Source organism: Sphaerobacter thermophilus DSM 20745 (assembly GCF_000024985.1).
GTDB lineage: Bacteria > Chloroflexota > Chloroflexia > Thermomicrobiales > Thermomicrobiaceae > Sphaerobacter > Sphaerobacter thermophilus.
Map to the genome: position 1 here is coordinate 873252 of NC_013523.1, position 16402 is coordinate 889653.

At 67.8% G+C, this 16402-nt stretch carries 16 protein-coding genes; 1 reads left to right on the top strand and 15 read right to left on the bottom strand.

Annotated features, from left to right (window positions below):
- Nucleotides 1-5: 5 nt before the first annotated feature.
- From xseB to STHE_RS04005, 14 genes are all read right to left on the bottom strand, one after another.
- Nucleotides 6-344, bottom strand: a complete 339-nt coding sequence (xseB, locus tag STHE_RS03940; RefSeq protein ID WP_012871272.1) for an exodeoxyribonuclease VII small subunit — start codon at nucleotides 342-344, stop codon at nucleotides 6-8.
- Nucleotides 313-1557, bottom strand: a complete 1245-nt coding sequence (xseA, locus tag STHE_RS03945) for an exodeoxyribonuclease VII large subunit (RefSeq protein WP_012871273.1) — start codon at nucleotides 1555-1557, stop codon at nucleotides 313-315. The genes xseB and xseA overlap by 32 nt, the downstream gene beginning before the upstream one ends.
- 17 nt (nucleotides 1558-1574) lie before the next feature.
- A complete protein-coding gene (accB, locus tag STHE_RS03950) occupies nucleotides 1575-2075 on the bottom strand; it encodes an acetyl-CoA carboxylase biotin carboxyl carrier protein (protein ID WP_012871274.1) in 501 nt (166 codons plus the stop codon).
- 32 nt (nucleotides 2076-2107) lie between these two features.
- On the bottom strand, nucleotides 2108-2668 hold the full coding sequence (gene efp, locus STHE_RS03955; RefSeq protein WP_012871275.1) for an elongation factor P: 561 nt from the start codon (nucleotides 2666-2668) through the stop codon (nucleotides 2108-2110).
- Between the two features lie 41 nt (nucleotides 2669-2709).
- On the bottom strand, nucleotides 2710-3798 hold the full coding sequence (locus tag STHE_RS03960; protein ID WP_012871276.1) for a M24 family metallopeptidase: 1089 nt from the start codon (nucleotides 3796-3798) through the stop codon (nucleotides 2710-2712).
- Nucleotides 3791-4276, bottom strand: a complete 486-nt coding sequence (aroQ, locus tag STHE_RS03965) for a type II 3-dehydroquinate dehydratase (protein ID WP_012871277.1) — start codon at nucleotides 4274-4276, stop codon at nucleotides 3791-3793. Before aroQ ends, STHE_RS03960 begins: the two co-directional genes overlap by 8 nt.
- Nucleotides 4273-5955 carry a glycosyl hydrolase family 18 protein gene (locus STHE_RS03970; protein ID WP_012871278.1) on the bottom strand — a complete coding sequence of 561 codons (1683 nt, stop codon included), beginning with the start codon at nucleotides 5953-5955 and terminating at the stop codon, nucleotides 4273-4275. Before STHE_RS03970 ends, aroQ begins: the two co-directional genes overlap by 4 nt.
- Before the next feature lie 68 nt (nucleotides 5956-6023).
- Nucleotides 6024-7190 carry a hypothetical protein gene (locus STHE_RS03975; RefSeq protein WP_012871279.1) on the bottom strand — a complete coding sequence of 389 codons (1167 nt, stop codon included), beginning with the start codon at nucleotides 7188-7190 and terminating at the stop codon, nucleotides 6024-6026.
- Between the two features lie 126 nt (nucleotides 7191-7316).
- A complete protein-coding gene (gene uvrB / locus STHE_RS03980; RefSeq protein ID WP_012871280.1) occupies nucleotides 7317-9311 on the bottom strand; it encodes an excinuclease ABC subunit UvrB in 1995 nt (664 codons plus the stop codon).
- 93 nt (nucleotides 9312-9404) lie between these two features.
- Complete coding sequence (locus tag STHE_RS03985) at nucleotides 9405-11006, bottom strand: thiamine pyrophosphate-dependent enzyme (protein ID WP_012871281.1); 1602 nt, start codon at nucleotides 11004-11006, stop codon at nucleotides 9405-9407.
- Between the two features lie 150 nt (nucleotides 11007-11156).
- On the bottom strand, nucleotides 11157-11618 hold the full coding sequence (locus tag STHE_RS03990; RefSeq protein ID WP_012871282.1) for an NUDIX hydrolase: 462 nt from the start codon (nucleotides 11616-11618) through the stop codon (nucleotides 11157-11159).
- 255 nt (nucleotides 11619-11873) lie between these two features.
- On the bottom strand, nucleotides 11874-12281 hold the full coding sequence (locus STHE_RS03995) for a hypothetical protein (protein ID WP_012871283.1): 408 nt from the start codon (nucleotides 12279-12281) through the stop codon (nucleotides 11874-11876).
- Between the two features lie 9 nt (nucleotides 12282-12290).
- On the bottom strand, nucleotides 12291-13454 hold the full coding sequence (locus STHE_RS04000) for an aminotransferase class V-fold PLP-dependent enzyme (protein ID WP_012871284.1): 1164 nt from the start codon (nucleotides 13452-13454) through the stop codon (nucleotides 12291-12293).
- A gap of 8 nt (nucleotides 13455-13462) precedes the next feature.
- The gene (locus STHE_RS04005; RefSeq protein WP_052295258.1) at nucleotides 13463-14509 is read right to left on the bottom strand and encodes a ThiF family adenylyltransferase; all 1047 of its coding nucleotides are present in this window, start codon (nucleotides 14507-14509) and stop codon (nucleotides 13463-13465) included.
- Nucleotides 14510-14700: 191 nt separating this feature from the next.
- Between STHE_RS04005 and STHE_RS04010 the strand changes: the two genes are divergently transcribed.
- Nucleotides 14701-15183, top strand: a complete 483-nt coding sequence (locus tag STHE_RS04010; RefSeq protein ID WP_012871286.1) for a hypothetical protein — start codon at nucleotides 14701-14703, stop codon at nucleotides 15181-15183.
- Nucleotides 15184-15197: 14 nt separating this feature from the next.
- On the opposite strand, the gene STHE_RS04015 is transcribed toward STHE_RS04010, so the two are convergent.
- Entirely contained in the window at nucleotides 15198-16247 is a 1050-nt protein-coding gene (locus tag STHE_RS04015) for a prephenate dehydrogenase (RefSeq protein ID WP_012871287.1), read from the bottom strand.
- Nucleotides 16248-16402: the final 155 nt, after the last annotated feature.

Sequence of the window (16402 nt, forward strand, 5' to 3'; positions counted from 1 at the left end):
AGCCGCTACTCGTCCTCGAACTCGTCGTCGAATTCATCGTCGAAGTCATCCCCGAAGAGGCTGAGGGGCCGCTCGCCGGGGCCACGGTCCGCGTCGTGGCTGGGGGTCAGACCGCTCGAGAGCTCGCTGACGCGGAGTTCGGCCTGGTCGAGCAGATCGTTGCAGCGACGGACGAGCGCCACCCCACGCTCGTACTCCTGCAAGGCCTGATCGAGCGACAGGTCACCCTGCTCCAACCGCTCGACCACTTCGTTCAGGACGGCTACCAGATCCTCGTACCCGGCGTCGGGCGGGACGACATCGGCGAGCCATTCATCGTTGGGTCTCTGCGGGGGTGTGGACATGCTCCGCTCCTCTCGACGTTTCGACACTGCGCACGACGGCGCCGGCCTCTCCGTCGTGGAACTCCAGCGTCACCTCCTGGTCGACCGTTAGTCCTTTGACGCTGCGTAGTCGCTCGCCCGTTGCGCGGTCGAGCACAATCGCGTAGCCGCGCCGCATGACGCCCAAGGGATGCAACAGGTCGAGTTGTCGCTGGATGGCCTCGATCGCTGCGCGCTGGCTGGCGATGCGGCGGCGAAGGTGCTGGTGCATGATCTCGGCGCGGTTGTCGAGCCGCAGGCGCTCCTGGCGGATCAGATTCTCAGGTCCGTGCCGCTGGAGCCGCAGCGCCAGCCCGTCGACCGTTTCGCGGCAGTCGCGGAGGATCTCCCAGAGCGCATTGTTGGCTCGGGCCAGCAGGCCGGTCACCTCGGCCGCCAGCTCGTTGATGTGCGGTGCCACGATCTCGGCCGCGGCAGAGGGGGTCGGGGCGCGCACGTCGGCGACGAAGTCACAGATCGTGTAGTCGGTTTCGTGGCCGACGGCGGAGATGACCGGGATGCGGCTGGCAAAGACGGCGCGGGCGAGCGCCTCGTCATTGAAGCACCAGAGGTCTTCCATCGAGCCACCGCCGCGCGCGATGATGATGACGTCGACGTTCCCGTCGAGCTGCAGCGCCTCCAGTGCGCGGATGATGGTGGGTGGCGCGTCTTCGCCCTGCACCTGGGCCGGAGCAAGGACCAACTCCGCGAGCGGGTAGCGGCGTCGCAGCACCGTTTGGATGTCGTGCCAGACGGCGCCGGTCGGCGACGTGACGACGCCGATGCGGCGCGGCAGGCGGGGAAGGGGTCGCTTGCGCGACGGGTCGAACAGGCCCTCCATCTCCAGCCGGCGCCGCAGTTCCTCGAACTGGAGATGCAGGAGCCCGGTCCCCTCTGGCTGGATCAGGTCGACGTAGAGCTGGTACTGCCCGCCGGCCTCGTAGACCGAGACCCGACCATGGGCCAGGATGGCGTCGCCGTTCTCGGGTTGGAAGGTGAGCCAGCGGGCATTCCCGCGGAAGAGCACGCAGCGGAGCTGGGCGCGCTCCGACTTGAGCGTGAAGTAAATGTGCCCGGCCGCCGAGCGCACGAAGTTGGAGACTTCCCCGCGGATCCAGACGTCGCTGAGGATCGGGTCCGCGTCGAGCAGATCCTTGATGTAAGCGGTGACGTCAGCGACGTCGAGAATGCGCACGGCTCGCCCCTCTACGGCTAGGCGTGCGGCTTGATGCGCATCAGCGGATGGCCGTACTCGACCGGCTCGGCGTCGCGCACCATGATCTCCACGACGGTCCCGGCCACGTCGGCCACGATCTCGTTCATGATCTTCATGGCCTCGATGATGGCCACGGTCTGCCCGACCTCAACCGTATCGCCCACCTGGACGAAGGGGCGCTCGCCCGGGGCCGGCGCCGCGTAGAAGGTGCCGATCATCGGCGAGGTGATGATGTGGCCTTCCTCGTCCTGGGCCGGATCTGCCGTCGGCTGAGTGGACGTCGCCTGGACGGGCGCCTCGGTCGGGGCCGAAAAGGTAACCGCTGGCTCCTCGCGGGCGGCCAACTCGATCCTCAAGTCGCCACGCCTGACTTCGAGCCAGCCGATGCCGCCCTCGCGCATCACCTTGACCAGTTCGCGGACGGTGGCGGTGAGCGCCGCGTAGTCCTCCGGCAATTCGGGCCGGGCCCCGTCCGGCGTGTCGGGATTTCTCGTCATCGTTCAGGCCGCTCCACTCGTGCGCAGTGTGCCTAGTTCACGCGCCCCAAGTACTCGCCGGTCCGGGTATCGACCGTCACCACGTCGCCCTCGTTGATGAAGAGGGGGACGTTGATCGTCAGGCCGGTCTCCAGTCGCGCGGGCTTGGAGCCACCGGCGGCGGTGTCGCCCCGCACACCCGGCTCGGTCTGCTCCACGCGCAGGTTCACCGTCACAGGCAGTTCAACATCAATCGGTTGGCCGTTGTGGGTAAGCAGGTCGATCGTCTCGTTCTCGATCAGGTAGTTCACCGCGTCCCCGAGCGTCTCCTTGTCGAGGGCGAACTGCTCGAACGTGTCCACGTCCATGAAGTGGTACTGGCCCTCGTCGTTGTACAGGTACTGGACGCGCTGGCGCTCCAGCCGCACCGGTGTGAACTTCGAACCCGCCTGGAACGTCTGCTGGGTGATGGTGCCGGTGCGCAGGTTGCGCAGGCTGAGGCGGACGAAGGCGCTGCCGCGGCCCTGCTTGACGTGCTGGAAGTCGACGACGCGCACCAGCTCGCCGTTCATCTCCAGCGTCAGGCCCTTCCGAAGATCTCCCGTATCGATCATGCTGCCTCCAATGGATGCCGTTTGGATGCCGTTGACGAACTTCAGTCGATGCTCCGCTTGGCCGCGCGGGTCAGGATGCGGACGCCGTCTTCTTCCAGAACCCCGACGTCTTCGATGCGGACACCACCCCACCCGGGAATGTAGATGCCGGGCTCGATGGTGACCACGCTGCCGGCCGGGAGCGGTTCCTCGTTGCGCTTGGAGAGCGCCGGGCCCTCGTGGACCCGCACGCCGACCCCATGGCCCAGAGAGTGCCCGAACGCCTCGCCGTAGCCGGCCTGCTCGATCACGCCGCGCGCCAGCGCGTCCGCTTCGCGGCCGGTCAGCCCCGCCTTGAGACCAGCCTCGGCCGTTTCGAGCGCGCGGAGCACGATCGGGTAGATCTCCCGAAGGCGGGGGTCCGGTTCGCCCACCCAGACGGTGCGGGTGAGATCGGCGCAGTAGCCGTCGACGCGGGCGCCCATGTCGATCACGATGGGCTCACCCGGCTGGATCTGGCGGTCGCCGGGGTCGTGGTGGGGCAGCGCCGCGTTGGGGCCCGACGCGACGATGGTCGGGAAGGATGGGCCGCTGGCACCGAGTTCGCGCATCGCGACCTCAAGGCGCAAGGCGATGTCGCGCTCGCGGTCTCCCGCCTTGATCGTCGGTGCGACCTGCTCGAAAGCGCGGTCGGTCACCTCGATCGCGCGGGCGATCTTCGCGATCTCCTCCTGGGTCTTGATCAGCCGCAGGTCGTCGACGAGCGTCCCGACGGGAACCAACTCGACCTCGTCGCCCAGCCGCTCGGTGAGCGTTCGGTAGTCCTGGTAGAGGATTGCCTTGTCTTCGAAGCCGACCCGCCGCACGCCGATCTCCTGGAGCACCGCCGCGTCCGCCTCGGCCAGGCCATACACGCGGTCGAAGACCTCGAAGCCGGACGCCTGCTGGCGCGCCTGCTCGGAGTTGACGGAACTGGTGACGAGAACGGCGCGGTCGGGAGTAATGATGACGTGCCCGCCTGACTCGTTTGGAGGGATGTCATCTCCGGTGTAACCCGTCAGGTAGTAACGATTTGACGGGTGGGTGATGACAATCGCGTCGAGGCCGAGCTCCGCAATCCGCTCACGGAGCACGGCAAGGCGGTCAGGCATCAGGCGAGGTCCCTTCTGCTTCGTACCGGTCCATGAGGTACCGCAGGGCGAGCAGGTAGCCCTCGGCGCCCAGTCCCGCGATCTGCCCGGTGACGACGGGGGCGATGACCGATCGGTGGCGGAACTCCTCACGGCGGTACACATTGCTGAGGTGCACCTCGACGGCGGGAACGGCCACCGCCGCCAGGGCATCGCGCAGGGCGATGCTGTAGTGGGTCAGAGCCCCTGGATTGACGATGATACCACAGGCCACCGAGGCGTTGCGTTGGATCTGATCGATCAGTGCACCTTCGTAGTTGGACTGCACAATGATCGTCTCGAAGCCGCGCTCGGCGGCAGCTTCGCGGATCCGCTGGTCGATCTCGGCCAGCGTGACCCGGCCGTAGATCTCCGGCTCACGCTGGCCGAGCATGTTGAGGTTGGGTCCGTGCAGGACCAGGATGACCTTGCGCGCGGTCGGCGCGGGCGTGTCTGTCACCGGATCCACCCCTTGTTGCGCACCTCATCGGTGCCGAGCAGGCCGAGCAGCACGACGTAGGGAGTGCCCGCGTTCTCCGGATGGTACTCAAAGCGGGCGCGCTCGAAATACTGCACCGTTCGCCCGGTGACCGGGTCGGTGAACTCCTCCGAGATCGGGTAGCCGAAGAGCGCCAGCGACTCACGGAAGGAGATGCCGGGATCCCCGAACTCCAGCCCGTGGCTGCTCCAGTACTCCCGGAAGCCGAAGCAGAGGCGATGGCCGGTCACCGGGAAGTAGTCGCAGTTCGCGTCGGGCTGGGTCGACGCCGGGAGCGGGAGGAACGGCTCGGTGCCGAGCAGGCCACGGCGCTCGGCCTCGGCTGCACCCAGGCGGCCAAGCAGCACCTCGTAGACGGTACCGGCGTTCTCAGGGTGGTACTCGAAGCGCTGCCGCTCGAAGTACTGCACGGTGTAGACCTCACCCGTGTCCGGATTCGGCTCGCTGAACTCCTCGGTCCACGGAAAACCGAAGACCGGCAGACCGCCGTTGCGCTCCCAGTAGTGCTTGAAGCCGTAGGCGAGGGAGTGGCCGGTTTCCGGGAAGTAGACGCGGTCGGGCGTCGCCGGGAAGGGCGGCACGCGCGTGGCGGGCGTCGCCAGGCGTGCGACCTCATCCCAGACAGCCGGATCCTCGTGACCGAGCCGCCAGAATGCGAACCCGCCGACGCCCTCGTCCAGCATCAGGTCGAGCTTGGCGCGGATGCTGGTGGCGTTCTCGTACCAGACCTCGTGCTCGTGCCCGGCGTCGTCCGTGTAGCGCAGCCACGGGGTCTGCTGGGTCGTGTCGTAGCCGCCCTGAGCACCGGGCCGGGCCAGGAGCGCCTGCGCCTGGTCGTAGCGGACCGAGGTCGCCGTCTGCTTCTCCGTCACATTCCAGTTGTAGCCGTAGAGGGGCATCCCCAGCAGGATGGTCGCGGCAGGCATCCGGCTCTTGGTGTAGGTCACGACGTTGCGCACCCAGGGGAGCGGCGCGACAGGGCCGGGGTTGCCGCCGGCATAGTGGTAGTCATACGCCATCACGACGACATAGTCGTTGATCGCGCCGAGCGCCGCGTAGTCGTAGGCGCCGCCCCAGGCCGTCGGCGCGTCCGAGGTGCGGGCGGCGATGGCCTGGGTGACCAGCTTGCCTAGCGGACGGAAGCGCTTGGCCAGCCGCTGCTGGAAGTCGGTCAGCAGCGCGGCGTCGCTGGCGTTGACCGCCTCGAAGTCGATGTGGATGCCGTCGTAGTTGTTCTCCATCACGAGGTCGACCAGCCGCTCGACGATGGCATCGCGCTTCTCCGGCGTGGCGATCGTGTCGCGGAAGTCGTCCCAGCGGGGCACGTTCTTGATCATCGGGACGATGGTGACCCCGGCCTTGCGCATCACGCTCAGCGCCTCTGGCTGGGAGAAGTCCTCGATCGTGCCGTCGGCGTTCAGGTGGTAGAAGTAGGGCGAGACAATGTCGAGTTTGTCGACGTGGGCCTTGAGTGTGGCCAGCGAGGTCGGGTCATACGTGATGTAGTAACCCCAGCGTACGGTCGCGGTGCGTGCCTCCGCCTCTCGCGGCGCAGGAGCAATCGCGGCTGCGAGTGTCGCTACCAGGAGGAGCAGTACTGCGCCCGTCCGTGCCGCTCGGAATGAGCCGTGCTTGGCCATGTCGCCACGTTCCCCTTCCCGTGTGGGCACCCGACACCCTCTGGCTCACGGCCGGCGCCGAGCCCGCCTTATCCGCGTGGGGCAACCTGTGCGCTGACCGCGGGGACGTAGACCTTGATCGGGATGGGCCCGTCCGCCCCCTCGATCTCTGCTTGCCCTGCAAAGACGACGAGTGGGACGAGGAATTGTTGCGTCGCCGGCGACCCGGCCAGCGAATAGGCGAGCGACACCGAGGTCAGATTGGCCGACCCGGTGAGCGCCCCGTCGGACGCGGGCAGCGCAGCGGGGTCGATCTCGAGGTAGCCGCGCCCGGCGCGGATGTCGTTCCACAGGTCTTCTGCGGAACGCAGGCCGTAATCCGACCGGTTCAGGGCAGCCGGCCACTGTACATCCGCCTGGAGCACGGTGCCGTCAGCGGTGAGGGTCACCGCAGCTTCCGGCGCGGCAGAGAGGATCGACTCCGGTTCCACGGGCTTGATAGCGACGATGGCTCGCCCGGCGTCCTCATCGCGCAGCCGCACGCTGCCCGGCCCGGCGTCGGCCCCGACTAGGCGATGCTCGATCAGCCAGTTTCGGGCCATCTGAATGAGGGCATCATCGCCGGGCAGCTCGGCTTCCCCGGACGCGTCCGGCGCGCTGTTGATGTAGCGGACCAGGTCGCCGGAGATGTAGAGGCTACCGTCGGCAGTGCGGAAGCTCCCGCCGCCCTGATCGACCACCTCGCTCTCGATGCCGAGCGCGGCGGCGACGGCCTCGACTTCCTCGAGCGTCCAGGCGCGGTGCTGGAGTGCGTAGACAGGCGCCTCAGTCGGGACGAGTTGCAGGCTCAGATCGAGGCGATAGTCCAGGGTAATCGGCCGCCGCGCCGAGTTGCCGCTGGGCATGTCCGGCGCCGGGAGGTCGCCGAAATCCCCGACCAGCGGAGTCGGCGTCGGCTCGATAGTCGGCGTGGGCGGCTCCGGCGTCGGGGTTTCCGGAACCTCGGTCCCCTCCTCGGCTGTCGGCTCCTCGCTCGGCGCCGCGGTCGGCGTCGCGATGCCGAGGGCGGTGGTTGGCGACGCGTCGACAGCCGCTGCGGTCGGTGACGCGGCCGGCGGTTCGGCCTCCGCGCGGCTGTTCAGGATAAGGACGCCGACGATGGCGACGACGATCACGATGAGGATGACGGACAGAATCAGATTGAGCCGGGATGCTGCGCCGCGGCGCGACCCTCGCCGATTCGGTCCCTGTGCCATTTCCCCCACTTCCCAGACGCGGACGGCAGCGGCGCCCGCGCCGCTGCCGATGCTTTACCTGTGTCGCCGGGGTCTGACGGCTGGGGTGTGAAGAGCGACGGCCCCCGGGTGCGTGATGTGCCGGCCTCAGACGACTTCCTGGATGCGTCGCAACTCGATGATCTGGTCCCGGAGCAGTGCGGCCTTCTCGAACTCGAGCATCTTGGCCGCTTCCTTCATCTGCCGCTCCAGGTCCTTGATCATCCGCACCAGCTCGTCGGGCGGCAACTCGGCGATAGCCCCGGCCTTCGACTCGGCCCGATAGGGGCTCGCCTCTTCGGCCACCGCGCGCACGCGGTCAGTCAGGTCGCGGACCTCCTTGACGATGCCGCGCGGCTCGATGCCGTGCTCCTCATTGTAAGCGATCTGGATGGCGCGGCGCCGGTAGGTCTCGTTGATCGCGGCCTCCATCGACCGGGTGATGGTGTCGGCGTACATGATGACCTTGCCGTCGACATGGCGGGCCGCCCGGCCGATCGTCTGGATGAGCGAACTCTCGGAGCGCAGGTAGCCCTCCTTGTCGGCGTCGAGGATGGCGACCAGCGACACCTCGGGCAGGTCCAGACCCTCCCGCAACAGGTTGATCCCCACCACCACGTCGTAGACGCCGAGCCGCAAGTCGCGAAGGATCTCAATCCGCTCCAGCGTGTCGATTTCGCTGTGCAGGTAGTGTGTGCGGATGCCGATCTCCTTGAGGTAGTCGGCCAGATCCTCCGCCATCTTCTTGGTCAGGGTCGTGACCAGCGCTCGCTCACCGCGCGCCACGCGACGGTGGATCTCGTCGATGAGGTCATCGATCTGGCCCTTGGTCGGCCGGACGCTGATCTCCGGGTCCAACAGGCCCGTCGGCCGGATGACCTGCTCGACAACCTGCTTGCTGTTCTGCAGCTCGAATTCGCCGGGCGTCGCCGAGACGTAGATCACCTGGTTGATGTGCTGCATGAACTCGTCGAAGGTCAGCGGCCGGTTGTCCCGCGCCGACGGCAGGCGGAAGCCGAACTCGACGAGGATGTCCTTGCGCGAGCGGTCACCGCCGTACATCCCCCGGACCTGCGGGATCGACATGTGGGACTCGTCGATGAACATCAGATAGTCGTCCGGGAAGTAATCGAGCAGCGTCCAGGGCGGCTCGCCTTCCTTGCGACCGGAGAGGTGCCGGGAGTAGTTCTCGATGCCCGAGCAGTAGCCGGCTTCCTGCAGCATCTCCAGGTCGTACAGGGTGCGCTGCTTGAGGCGCGCCGCCTCCAGGATCTTCCCCTCCGCCTCCAGGTGCTTGAGCCACTCCTCCAGCTCTTCCTGGATGCTCTTGATAGCGCGCTGGAGCTTCTCCTGGCTGGTGACGAAGTGCTTGGCGGGGTAGATGTCGATCTCGTTGCGCTCGGCCAGGATCTCACCGGTGAGCGGGTCGATGTCGACGATGCGCTCGATCTCGTCGCCCCAGAACTCGATCCGGACCGCGATCTCCTCGTACGCCGGGAAGATGTCGAGCGTGTCGCCGCGCACGCGGAAGGTGCCGCGCATCAGGGTCAGGTCGTTGCGCTCGTACTGGAGTTCGACCAGATGGCGCAGCACCTTGTCGCGCCGGACGGTGGCGCCGCGGCGCAGGGAGACGATCGTCTTCCCGTACTCCTCGGGTGAGCCGATGCCGTAGATGCAGGAGACGCTGGCGACGATGATGACGTCTCGCCGGGTCAGCAGTGCCCGCGTCGCAGCGTGGCGCAGCTTGTCAATCTCGTCGTTGATGTCCGCGTCCTTCTCGATGTAGGTGTCGGTCCGCGGGACGTAGGCCTCCGGCTGGTAGTAGTCGTAGTAGCTGACGAAGTACTCGACTGCGTTGTGCGGAAAGAACTCCTTGAACTCGCTGTAGAGCTGCGCGGCCAGGGTCTTGTTGGGCGCGAGGACCAGAGTCGGGCGTTGGACTGCCTGGATCACGTTGGCCATGGTGAACGTCTTGCCCGAGCCGGTCACACCGAGCAAGGTCTGCTGGTCGTAGCCGCGCTGGAGCCCCTCGACCAGTTGGGCGATGGCCTTCGGCTGGTCGCCGGTCGGTCGGAGATCGGTGACTAGTTGGAATTCGGGCATGGCATCTCCTCGCCCCGCTGTCGAACTGCCGGCGAACACGGCATCTCGAAGTATACCCAAGGGGGAGAGACGACCGGGAGGCGGCGCGGGTGCCTAGCCGCGGCGCCACCAGTAGTCGCGCTCGGTGACGACCTCGACCAAAGAGGGCCGGCCTGCCGTGAAGGCGGCAGCGATGGTGCCGGTGAGGTTGTCGGGGGACTCGACGCGGGAATAGGCCAGACCGTGGAGGGCCGCGAGCGCCTCCAGGTTCAGTGGCGCGTACTCGCTGCCCACTCCCGGGTACCCGGCGTGCTCCTGCACCCGCAGCAGGTCGAGGTGCACACCCTGGTTGATGACCACAAGGGGCAAGGGAACCCGCACGTCGCGAACGTGGGCCAGCAGTGAGGAGCGGATCGCAAGCGGGGTATCCGTCCCCAGCCAGATGACCGGCGCGCCGTCCCGGTGGAGCGCGGCCGCGAGGGCGAGTGCCAGCCCGGCACCGGGCAACCCGAGGCCGTTGCTCATGAGGAACGTACGCGGCTGGGTGGTGGTCCAGAGCTGGGCTGCGACCAGCCCCACCAGGTCGGTCTCCACCGCGAGCGGGACGTCGGCGGACGCCAACCGCCGTAGCTCGGCGATGACGTGCTGGGGAGTGATCGGCTGTGCGTCGGGAGCCGGGTGCCCGAGGGCGTCCTGAATGCCGCGGCGAGCGGCGCTCGCCCGCTGCTCCCCGTCTCCATATGCGCCTGCCTGGCGTGGGAGGTTGTTGGCGAGCGCGTTGAGGGGACCGACCAGGGTGACCTCGGCCGTGAGGCCGGGGTCCGGCCCGTTGGGGGTGAGCAGGATCGTCGGGACCGAGGTGCGCCAGGGCCGGACAAAGTCGGCGCTGGTGGCACCGAACGCGACGACGAGGTCGCTGTGCTCAATCAACTCGACGATTGGGTAGTCGCCCAGTGCGCCGTATACCCCGGCGAAGGCGGGGTCGGTCTCAGGCACCGCGCCCTTGGCCATCGGCGTCACGATCAGCGCCGCGCCCCACTGCTCGGCAAGGAGCCGCGCGGCCGTTTCGGCGCGGCCCTCGACCGCGTCCGGTCCGACCAGGACGACGATGCGCTGCGCGGCGCTGATCAGGTCGGCCGCGCGGCGGCGAAGTGTCTCGTACTCCTCGCTGGGAGGCGGCGCGGGGGGATGTGCCTGACCGCGCACCGGGGCAGCCGGCCTGGTCAACTCGTCGCTGTAGACCCGCAGGTGAACGACCCCGCGCGGCGGCGTGGTGGCGAGGTGCCACGCCAGGGGGACCAACTCCCGCGCGTTGTCGGCGCGCAGGCGGTAGGACCCCTTGCTCACGCTGGCGAAGAGCGCCCGCAGGTCGAGGGTGCGCCGGGCGGCGACGCGGGTTTCGTCTCCATCCGGCTCGACGGTGATGGCGATGAGGGAGCGCCGCTCGATCTGAGCCTGCGCCGCGGCAGTGGCCACCGCGGCGGCGCTCGGGCCGCTGCCGGTGACGATCACGCCGGTCCCGCCGTGAACGGCGCTCTCAGCGGCGGCGAGCATCGCGCCACCCGTAGCGTCGGGGGTGATGATGGTCGATATCCCCCGCAGCCGGCAGGCATTGAGGATCGTGGCTACCTCGGGGTCCGGAGCCACCGAGACGCGCTGGGTGCCGTTGCGCAGGAGATAGTCAGACAGGTAGAGCGCCGTGTCGATGGGAATCACCCCCGTCCGCAGAGCGTCAGGGTCGGAAGTTCGGGTTGCTCATGCGGGCGCTGCGGCTCGCGTCGCAGGAACCATTCCCGAAGACTAGGAGGGGTCTTCGCCGTGCGTCCGGCACCGGCTCTGCGGCAATGCTACCACGGCACGGAACTGTTAGGGGAGGGCGTAGAATTCGGCCTCCTCGCCGCCCATGGCGATGACATCGTAGATGTGCCGGGCGGCCCAGCGCTGGCTGGCGAGCGGCAAGCGGGCGACCGTTTCCTCCAGGTCGCACCACGCGTAGTCGCAGTACTCCTGGGAGAGACGTGGCTGTGCTCGCGGCTCGACCTGAACGGCGAAGGCTGGTGCGAGCACCACGCTGTCGGTCTTGTGGTCGTAGAACTGGTTGATGTAGTCGGCGGAGTAGAGCTTGGTCGGGGTCAGGCCGGTGTGCTCCTGCACCTCGCGGCGGGCCGCCTCGACGGCGCTCTCGCCCGGCTCGATCTTGCCGTGGACGGACTGCCAGGTATCGCCCAGCACGAGGTCAGGACGGCGGCGAACGACGAGGAACTGGGCGCCATGCTTGGTCCGGCGAAAGACGTAGACGTCTACGATATCGCTGACGATCCGCGGCATAAGCTTCCTCTAGTCGGGGGCACGCCGGTAGGCGCCCACGTGCCGACCGGCCAGCATGACAGTGCGTCGACCGGCAGAATAGCACATCAACGGGTAGGACGCCACCGGTCCAATGCGCCAATCCTGCACTGACTCGCGAGGTCGAAGAGCAGGAGCGTAGGCGTCGAATGGAGCGTCGCCCAACGTGTGGGAGTGGCCCTCACCCTGCCCCTTCTCCCAACGTTGGGAGAGGGAGGCGACGCACCGGGCCTGTCCCTAGTCGCGATTTCGCAGGCGCCAGAGCTGGTAGCGGATCTCGCCCATGATGCCGGCCCGACGGGGTGGCAGATCGATGTCCTTGCCGCGCCAACGCTGGATCGGCGGCGGCGAGGGAGCGCGCCAGCGGAGGACGATCGGGGCGAAGAATGCCAGGATGCTGGCGATGGCCAGAATCAGGGCGAGGGTAGCTGACAGATCCCGCGCGACGATGGCGATGAGCGCCAGTCCGAAGGCGACGCCGATCCAGATCCAGTCTGGTGCAGTCACCCGTGGGCGGCGCGGACCGGGTGGGCGGCGACTGGGTCCCCGCCGCGGCCGCAGGCGCTTCCAGGCTGGCTCCCGGTCGACCTTGTCCAGAATCTGAATGATTTCCTCTTCGACCCGGGTGTAGCGCTTCTTTGCCATGATGACCCGTCACACCATCTGGAGCGAGGCTTTGGCCAACTCGCGCACCGCCTCGATGGTCCGGTCGATCTCGTCGGCGGTGGTGAAGAATCCGGGACTGAACCGCACCGTGCCCCCCGGGAAGGCGCCGAGCGCCTGGCACGCCTCGGGCGCGCAGTGCAACCCGGTGCGGCAGGCGATCTGGAATGCGTCGTCAAGGGCCGCGCCGAAGTCGGTCGGCTCCCAGCCGTCGACGGTGATCGAGACCACGGCCACGCGCCGCTCGGGGTCGCTCGGCGAGAGGACGCGGACGCCCGGGATCTCGCGCAGTCCCTCGATGAGCCGGGTGGTCATTTCGCGCTCATGGGCGCCGATCGCGGCGACGCCCGTCTCCGCGATGACCTCCAGCGCCGCGCCGAGGGCGGCGATGCCGACCGTGTTGACGGTGCCTGCCTCGTAGCGCGCGGGGAGCGAGCGCGGCTGGAAATCCTCCTCGGAATTGCCGCCGGTGCCGCCCTCGCGCACCGGGGTCAGGTCGTCGATCTCCACCCGCGGGCCGAGGATCAGGCCCCCGGTCCCCGGCGGACCCATCAGCCCCTTGTGGCCCGGAAAGGCGAGCAGATCGGCGCCGATCTCGTCCAGCGTGAAGGGCAGTGTCCCCGCCGTCTGCGCGGCATCGACGAGCAGGAAGGCGCCGTGGTCTGCCAGCACCTCGGCGATCTCGGCGATCGGCTGGATGGCGCCGTTCACGTTCGAGGCGTGGGTAATCGCCACCAGACGGGTGTTGGGCTGGAGCGCAGCCCGCACTGCGTCGGGCGTGACGAAGCCCTCGGCATCGGCAGGGACCTTGGTGGTTGAGACGCCGATCACCTCGAGCGCGCGGAGCGGCCGGCGCACTGAGTTGTGCTCCATCACCGTCGTCACGACGTGGTCGCCGGCCGAGAGGATGCCCTTGATCGCCAGGTTCAGCGCGTCGGTGGCGTTGGCGGCGAAGATGACCCGGCGCGGGTCGTCCACCCCGAAGAGGCGCGCGAGTGCCGCGCGGGTTCCTTCGACTGCAGCCGCAGCGCGCACCGCCATCCGGTGGCCGGAACGGCCCGGGTTGGCTCCGGCCTCACGCAGGAACGACCCAAGCGTCTCGTAGACCGGCTCCGGTTTTGGCCAACTGGTGGCAGCGTTGTCGAGGTAGATCATCGCGTGCCTCACATACCGATGTAGCGGGCGTAGACGGAGCGCGCCTCCACGGGGTCGGTGGTGCCCTTGATGATCGCGCGTCCGTCGGGGAAGACGGTCAGGTCATACCCGTCGGTGCGGAAGCGCAGCAGGTACGCATTGTACCCCACCTCGCCCACGGGCTTGAGCCGCTCGGCGAGGCTCGCCAGCGTGATGCGGGCAGGCGGATGGACCAGCACCTGAACCGCGTCGCGGCCGCAGAGCTGGGTCGTGTGGCTCGGCGCCTCGCGGTTCAGGAACTCGAACTGGCGCCGACCGCAGCACGGACACTCGGGGTTTGGTGCACCGAGCGGGATGCGGTCGAAGCTGAGATCCCAAATGTCGAGCGAGAGCAGGGTGCGGTTCAGGTTCTCGCGTGCGCCGGTGGCCAGTTTCAGCGCCTCGGCGGACTCAATCGCGGCGACGGCGGCCACCGCCGGGCCGATGACACCCGCGGTGTCACACGTCGGAGCCTCCCCGGGTGGCGGCGGGTCGGGGAAGACGCAGCGCAGGCAGGGCGTCTCGCCCGGCAGGATCGTCATGGACATACCGTAGCTGCCGATGACCCCGCCGTAGATCCACGGCTTACCGAGCTTGACGCAGGCATCGTTGAGCAGGTAGCGGATCTCGAAGTTGTCGGTACCGTCGATGACGAAGTCGACGTCGGTGATCAGGCTCTCGATGTTGGTCTGGTTGACATCGATGGCGCGGGCGTCGATCTCAATCTCAGAGTTGATCGCGCTTAGGCGCCGGGCGGCGGCGATCGCCTTGGGCAGGCCGGCGTCGAGATCCGACTCGTCGAAGAGGATCTGCCGCTGCAGATTGGTGAGCTCCGGAACGTCGCGGTCGACGATGCGGAGGAAGCCAACGCCGGCGCGGGCCAGCGTATCGGCCACGTGGGTGCCCAGCGCGCCGACGCCGATGACGCAGACGCGCGCCCGCTGGATGCGCTGCTGGCCCTCGGGTCCGATCGGCGCGAAGATGGCTTGGCGCTGGTAGCGCGCGGGCGTGGTGCGTGTCTCGATCACGTGACCCATCCGTTCTGGTCAAGGGACGCGGGCGGGTGTGGTAAGGTTGCATTGCTGATTCCGGGCGGCCGCCCGGCGCCAGCGTCGCGCGGCACGCGTCGGCTCAGTATCCCGCTCCCGCATGCCCCGTGCCGTATCTCACCGCGGTTCTGTACCCAGCCCCAGGCTGGGTTCGCTCTGCCTTGAAGGGTTCACCAACGGTGTATGTTATCCGGTTTACGATCAACGACGACTCCGGTGCAGTGAGCTTCGTCGGTCCGTGCCACGCGATCAAGATGATTGCTGCAGCGTGCAGCCGCCAGCCACGCAATTTGAATGAACTGCTCCACTACACCCGGCCGTACGACGCCGACTTCGTCGATAGCGTTCGCTCCGGGCTGGCGATCTTCGACGAGCACAATACGCCGGAGCATCCCGAAGCGTTCCACCGGCTCATGGACGAGGTGCCGACGTCGGAACTCCCACCGTTCCGTGTACTCGACGCCGCGACCCGCAAGGCGAGCCTGGAACCGGCCGCAACGGGGCTCATCATTATCAACCTATCTCAGCGCCGGATTATTCAGGTGCAGAACAGCTACGCCGATGTGGAGCGCACAGGCCGTGGTCGGGTTCGCCACGGAGGACGACCGACGTCGATGCTCTACCACTACAGCCTCCCGGCAGACTGGCGCATCGTGCCCTGACCCGGGCCGGGCGCCTACTCCCGCTCGGGTCGCACGCCGCGCTTATCTCCGCCGCGCGGGTCCCGGCCGGTGCGCGGCTTGCGGCGGAACAGGCTACCGAACAGCATCTGCTGCATCTGCTCGCCCATCGAGAAGGGCGTCAGTTCCTTATCGGCGTCCTGCACCAGTCCCCCGCTGCGTCGCTCGGTGGTGACCCAGTCGGCCCGGGCATCGCGCGCCTCTTCGAAGACCGCTCGCAGCGTCTCCAACGTCTCCTCGCTGCCGGTGGCGATCAGGTCGCGCAGGTACTGCAAGTCTTCAATGGCGGTGTCGACCCAGCGCACGATGTTCTCACGGTTGGTGGCGCAGATGTCCCGGTACATCTCCGGGCTTCCACCCGCCAGGCGCGACACGTCGCGGAAGCCGCTGGACGAGAGCTGGCGGATGTCCCGCCACTGGGAGTCCTTCCGCACGGTGCGCATGAGCGAGACGGACAGGAGCATCGGGAGGTGGCTGATGGCGGCCACGAACCCGTCGTGCTCGTGCGCGTCGACGAAGAGCGGCTCCGCATCCAGCGCCGAGATCATGCCCAGGACGGTCTGGACCGCCTCCTCGCTCGCGTTGACGGTGGGGCAAACCGCCCAGGTCGCCTGCTTGAACAGGTCGGCCTCGGCGCCCTCCACGCTCTGGGTCTTCCCGGCCATCGGATGCCCGCCGACGAAGTGGATCGTAGGCGGGAGGATCTCGGCTGCCCAGGAGAGGACCTCAGCCTTGGTGCTTCCCGTGTCAGTGACGACCACGCCGTCCCGGCCGTGCTCGGCAATCGACTGCAGTACCTCACGCACTGCCCCGACGGGAGTGGCGATGACGATGAAATCGGCACGCTCGATCGCGCTGGGGAGGTTCCACTCCGTGCGGTCCACCGCGCCCAGCTTCTTGGCGTAGTTCTGCACGTCGAGGCTGACATCGAAGCCGGAGATCTCCAGAACCGGCTCGCGTCGGCCGTTGTCAGTTGCCCAGCGCTTGAGCCCCAATCCAATGGATGCGCCGATTAAGCCGAGCCCGATGATCGAGACCCTCTGCATTGCTCACCCTTCGCGTGACTGCCGCGCGTGGTCGTGGGGAAAACCCCGCTGTGAGTATATCAAACAGCGTGGGTAGGGCGATGCGGAACGGCACCCTACCGCACGCCGCGTTTGGCTTATCTACGTGCAGTTGGTGGCGGACGGTTCATTCCCGG

Excerpts from the sequence above, each read along its gene's own strand:
- xseB (WP_012871272.1), bottom strand. The coding sequence starts at position 344 with ATGTCCACACCCCCGCAGAGACCCAACGATGAATGGCTCGCCGATGTC.
- accB (WP_012871274.1), bottom strand. The coding sequence starts at position 2,075 with ATGACGAGAAATCCCGACACGCCGGACGGGGCCCGGCCCGAATTGCCG.
- efp (WP_012871275.1), bottom strand. The coding sequence starts at position 2,668 with ATGATCGATACGGGAGATCTTCGGAAGGGCCTGACGCTGGAGATGAAC.
- STHE_RS03960 (WP_012871276.1), bottom strand. The coding sequence starts at position 3,798 with ATGCCTGACCGCCTTGCCGTGCTCCGTGAGCGGATTGCGGAGCTCGGC.
- STHE_RS03970 (WP_012871278.1), bottom strand. The coding sequence starts at position 5,955 with ATGGCCAAGCACGGCTCATTCCGAGCGGCACGGACGGGCGCAGTACTG.
- STHE_RS03975 (WP_012871279.1), bottom strand. The coding sequence starts at position 7,190 with ATGGCACAGGGACCGAATCGGCGAGGGTCGCGCCGCGGCGCAGCATCC.
- uvrB (WP_012871280.1), bottom strand. The coding sequence starts at position 9,311 with ATGCCCGAATTCCAACTAGTCACCGATCTCCGACCGACCGGCGACCAG.
- STHE_RS03990 (WP_012871282.1), bottom strand. The coding sequence starts at position 11,618 with ATGCCGCGGATCGTCAGCGATATCGTAGACGTCTACGTCTTTCGCCGG.
- STHE_RS03995 (WP_012871283.1), bottom strand. The coding sequence starts at position 12,281 with ATGGCAAAGAAGCGCTACACCCGGGTCGAAGAGGAAATCATTCAGATT.
- STHE_RS04000 (WP_012871284.1), bottom strand. The coding sequence starts at position 13,454 with ATGATCTACCTCGACAACGCTGCCACCAGTTGGCCAAAACCGGAGCCG.
- STHE_RS04005 (WP_052295258.1), bottom strand. The coding sequence starts at position 14,509 with ATGGGTCACGTGATCGAGACACGCACCACGCCCGCGCGCTACCAGCGC.
- STHE_RS04015 (WP_012871287.1), bottom strand. The coding sequence starts at position 16,247 with ATGCAGAGGGTCTCGATCATCGGGCTCGGCTTAATCGGCGCATCCATT.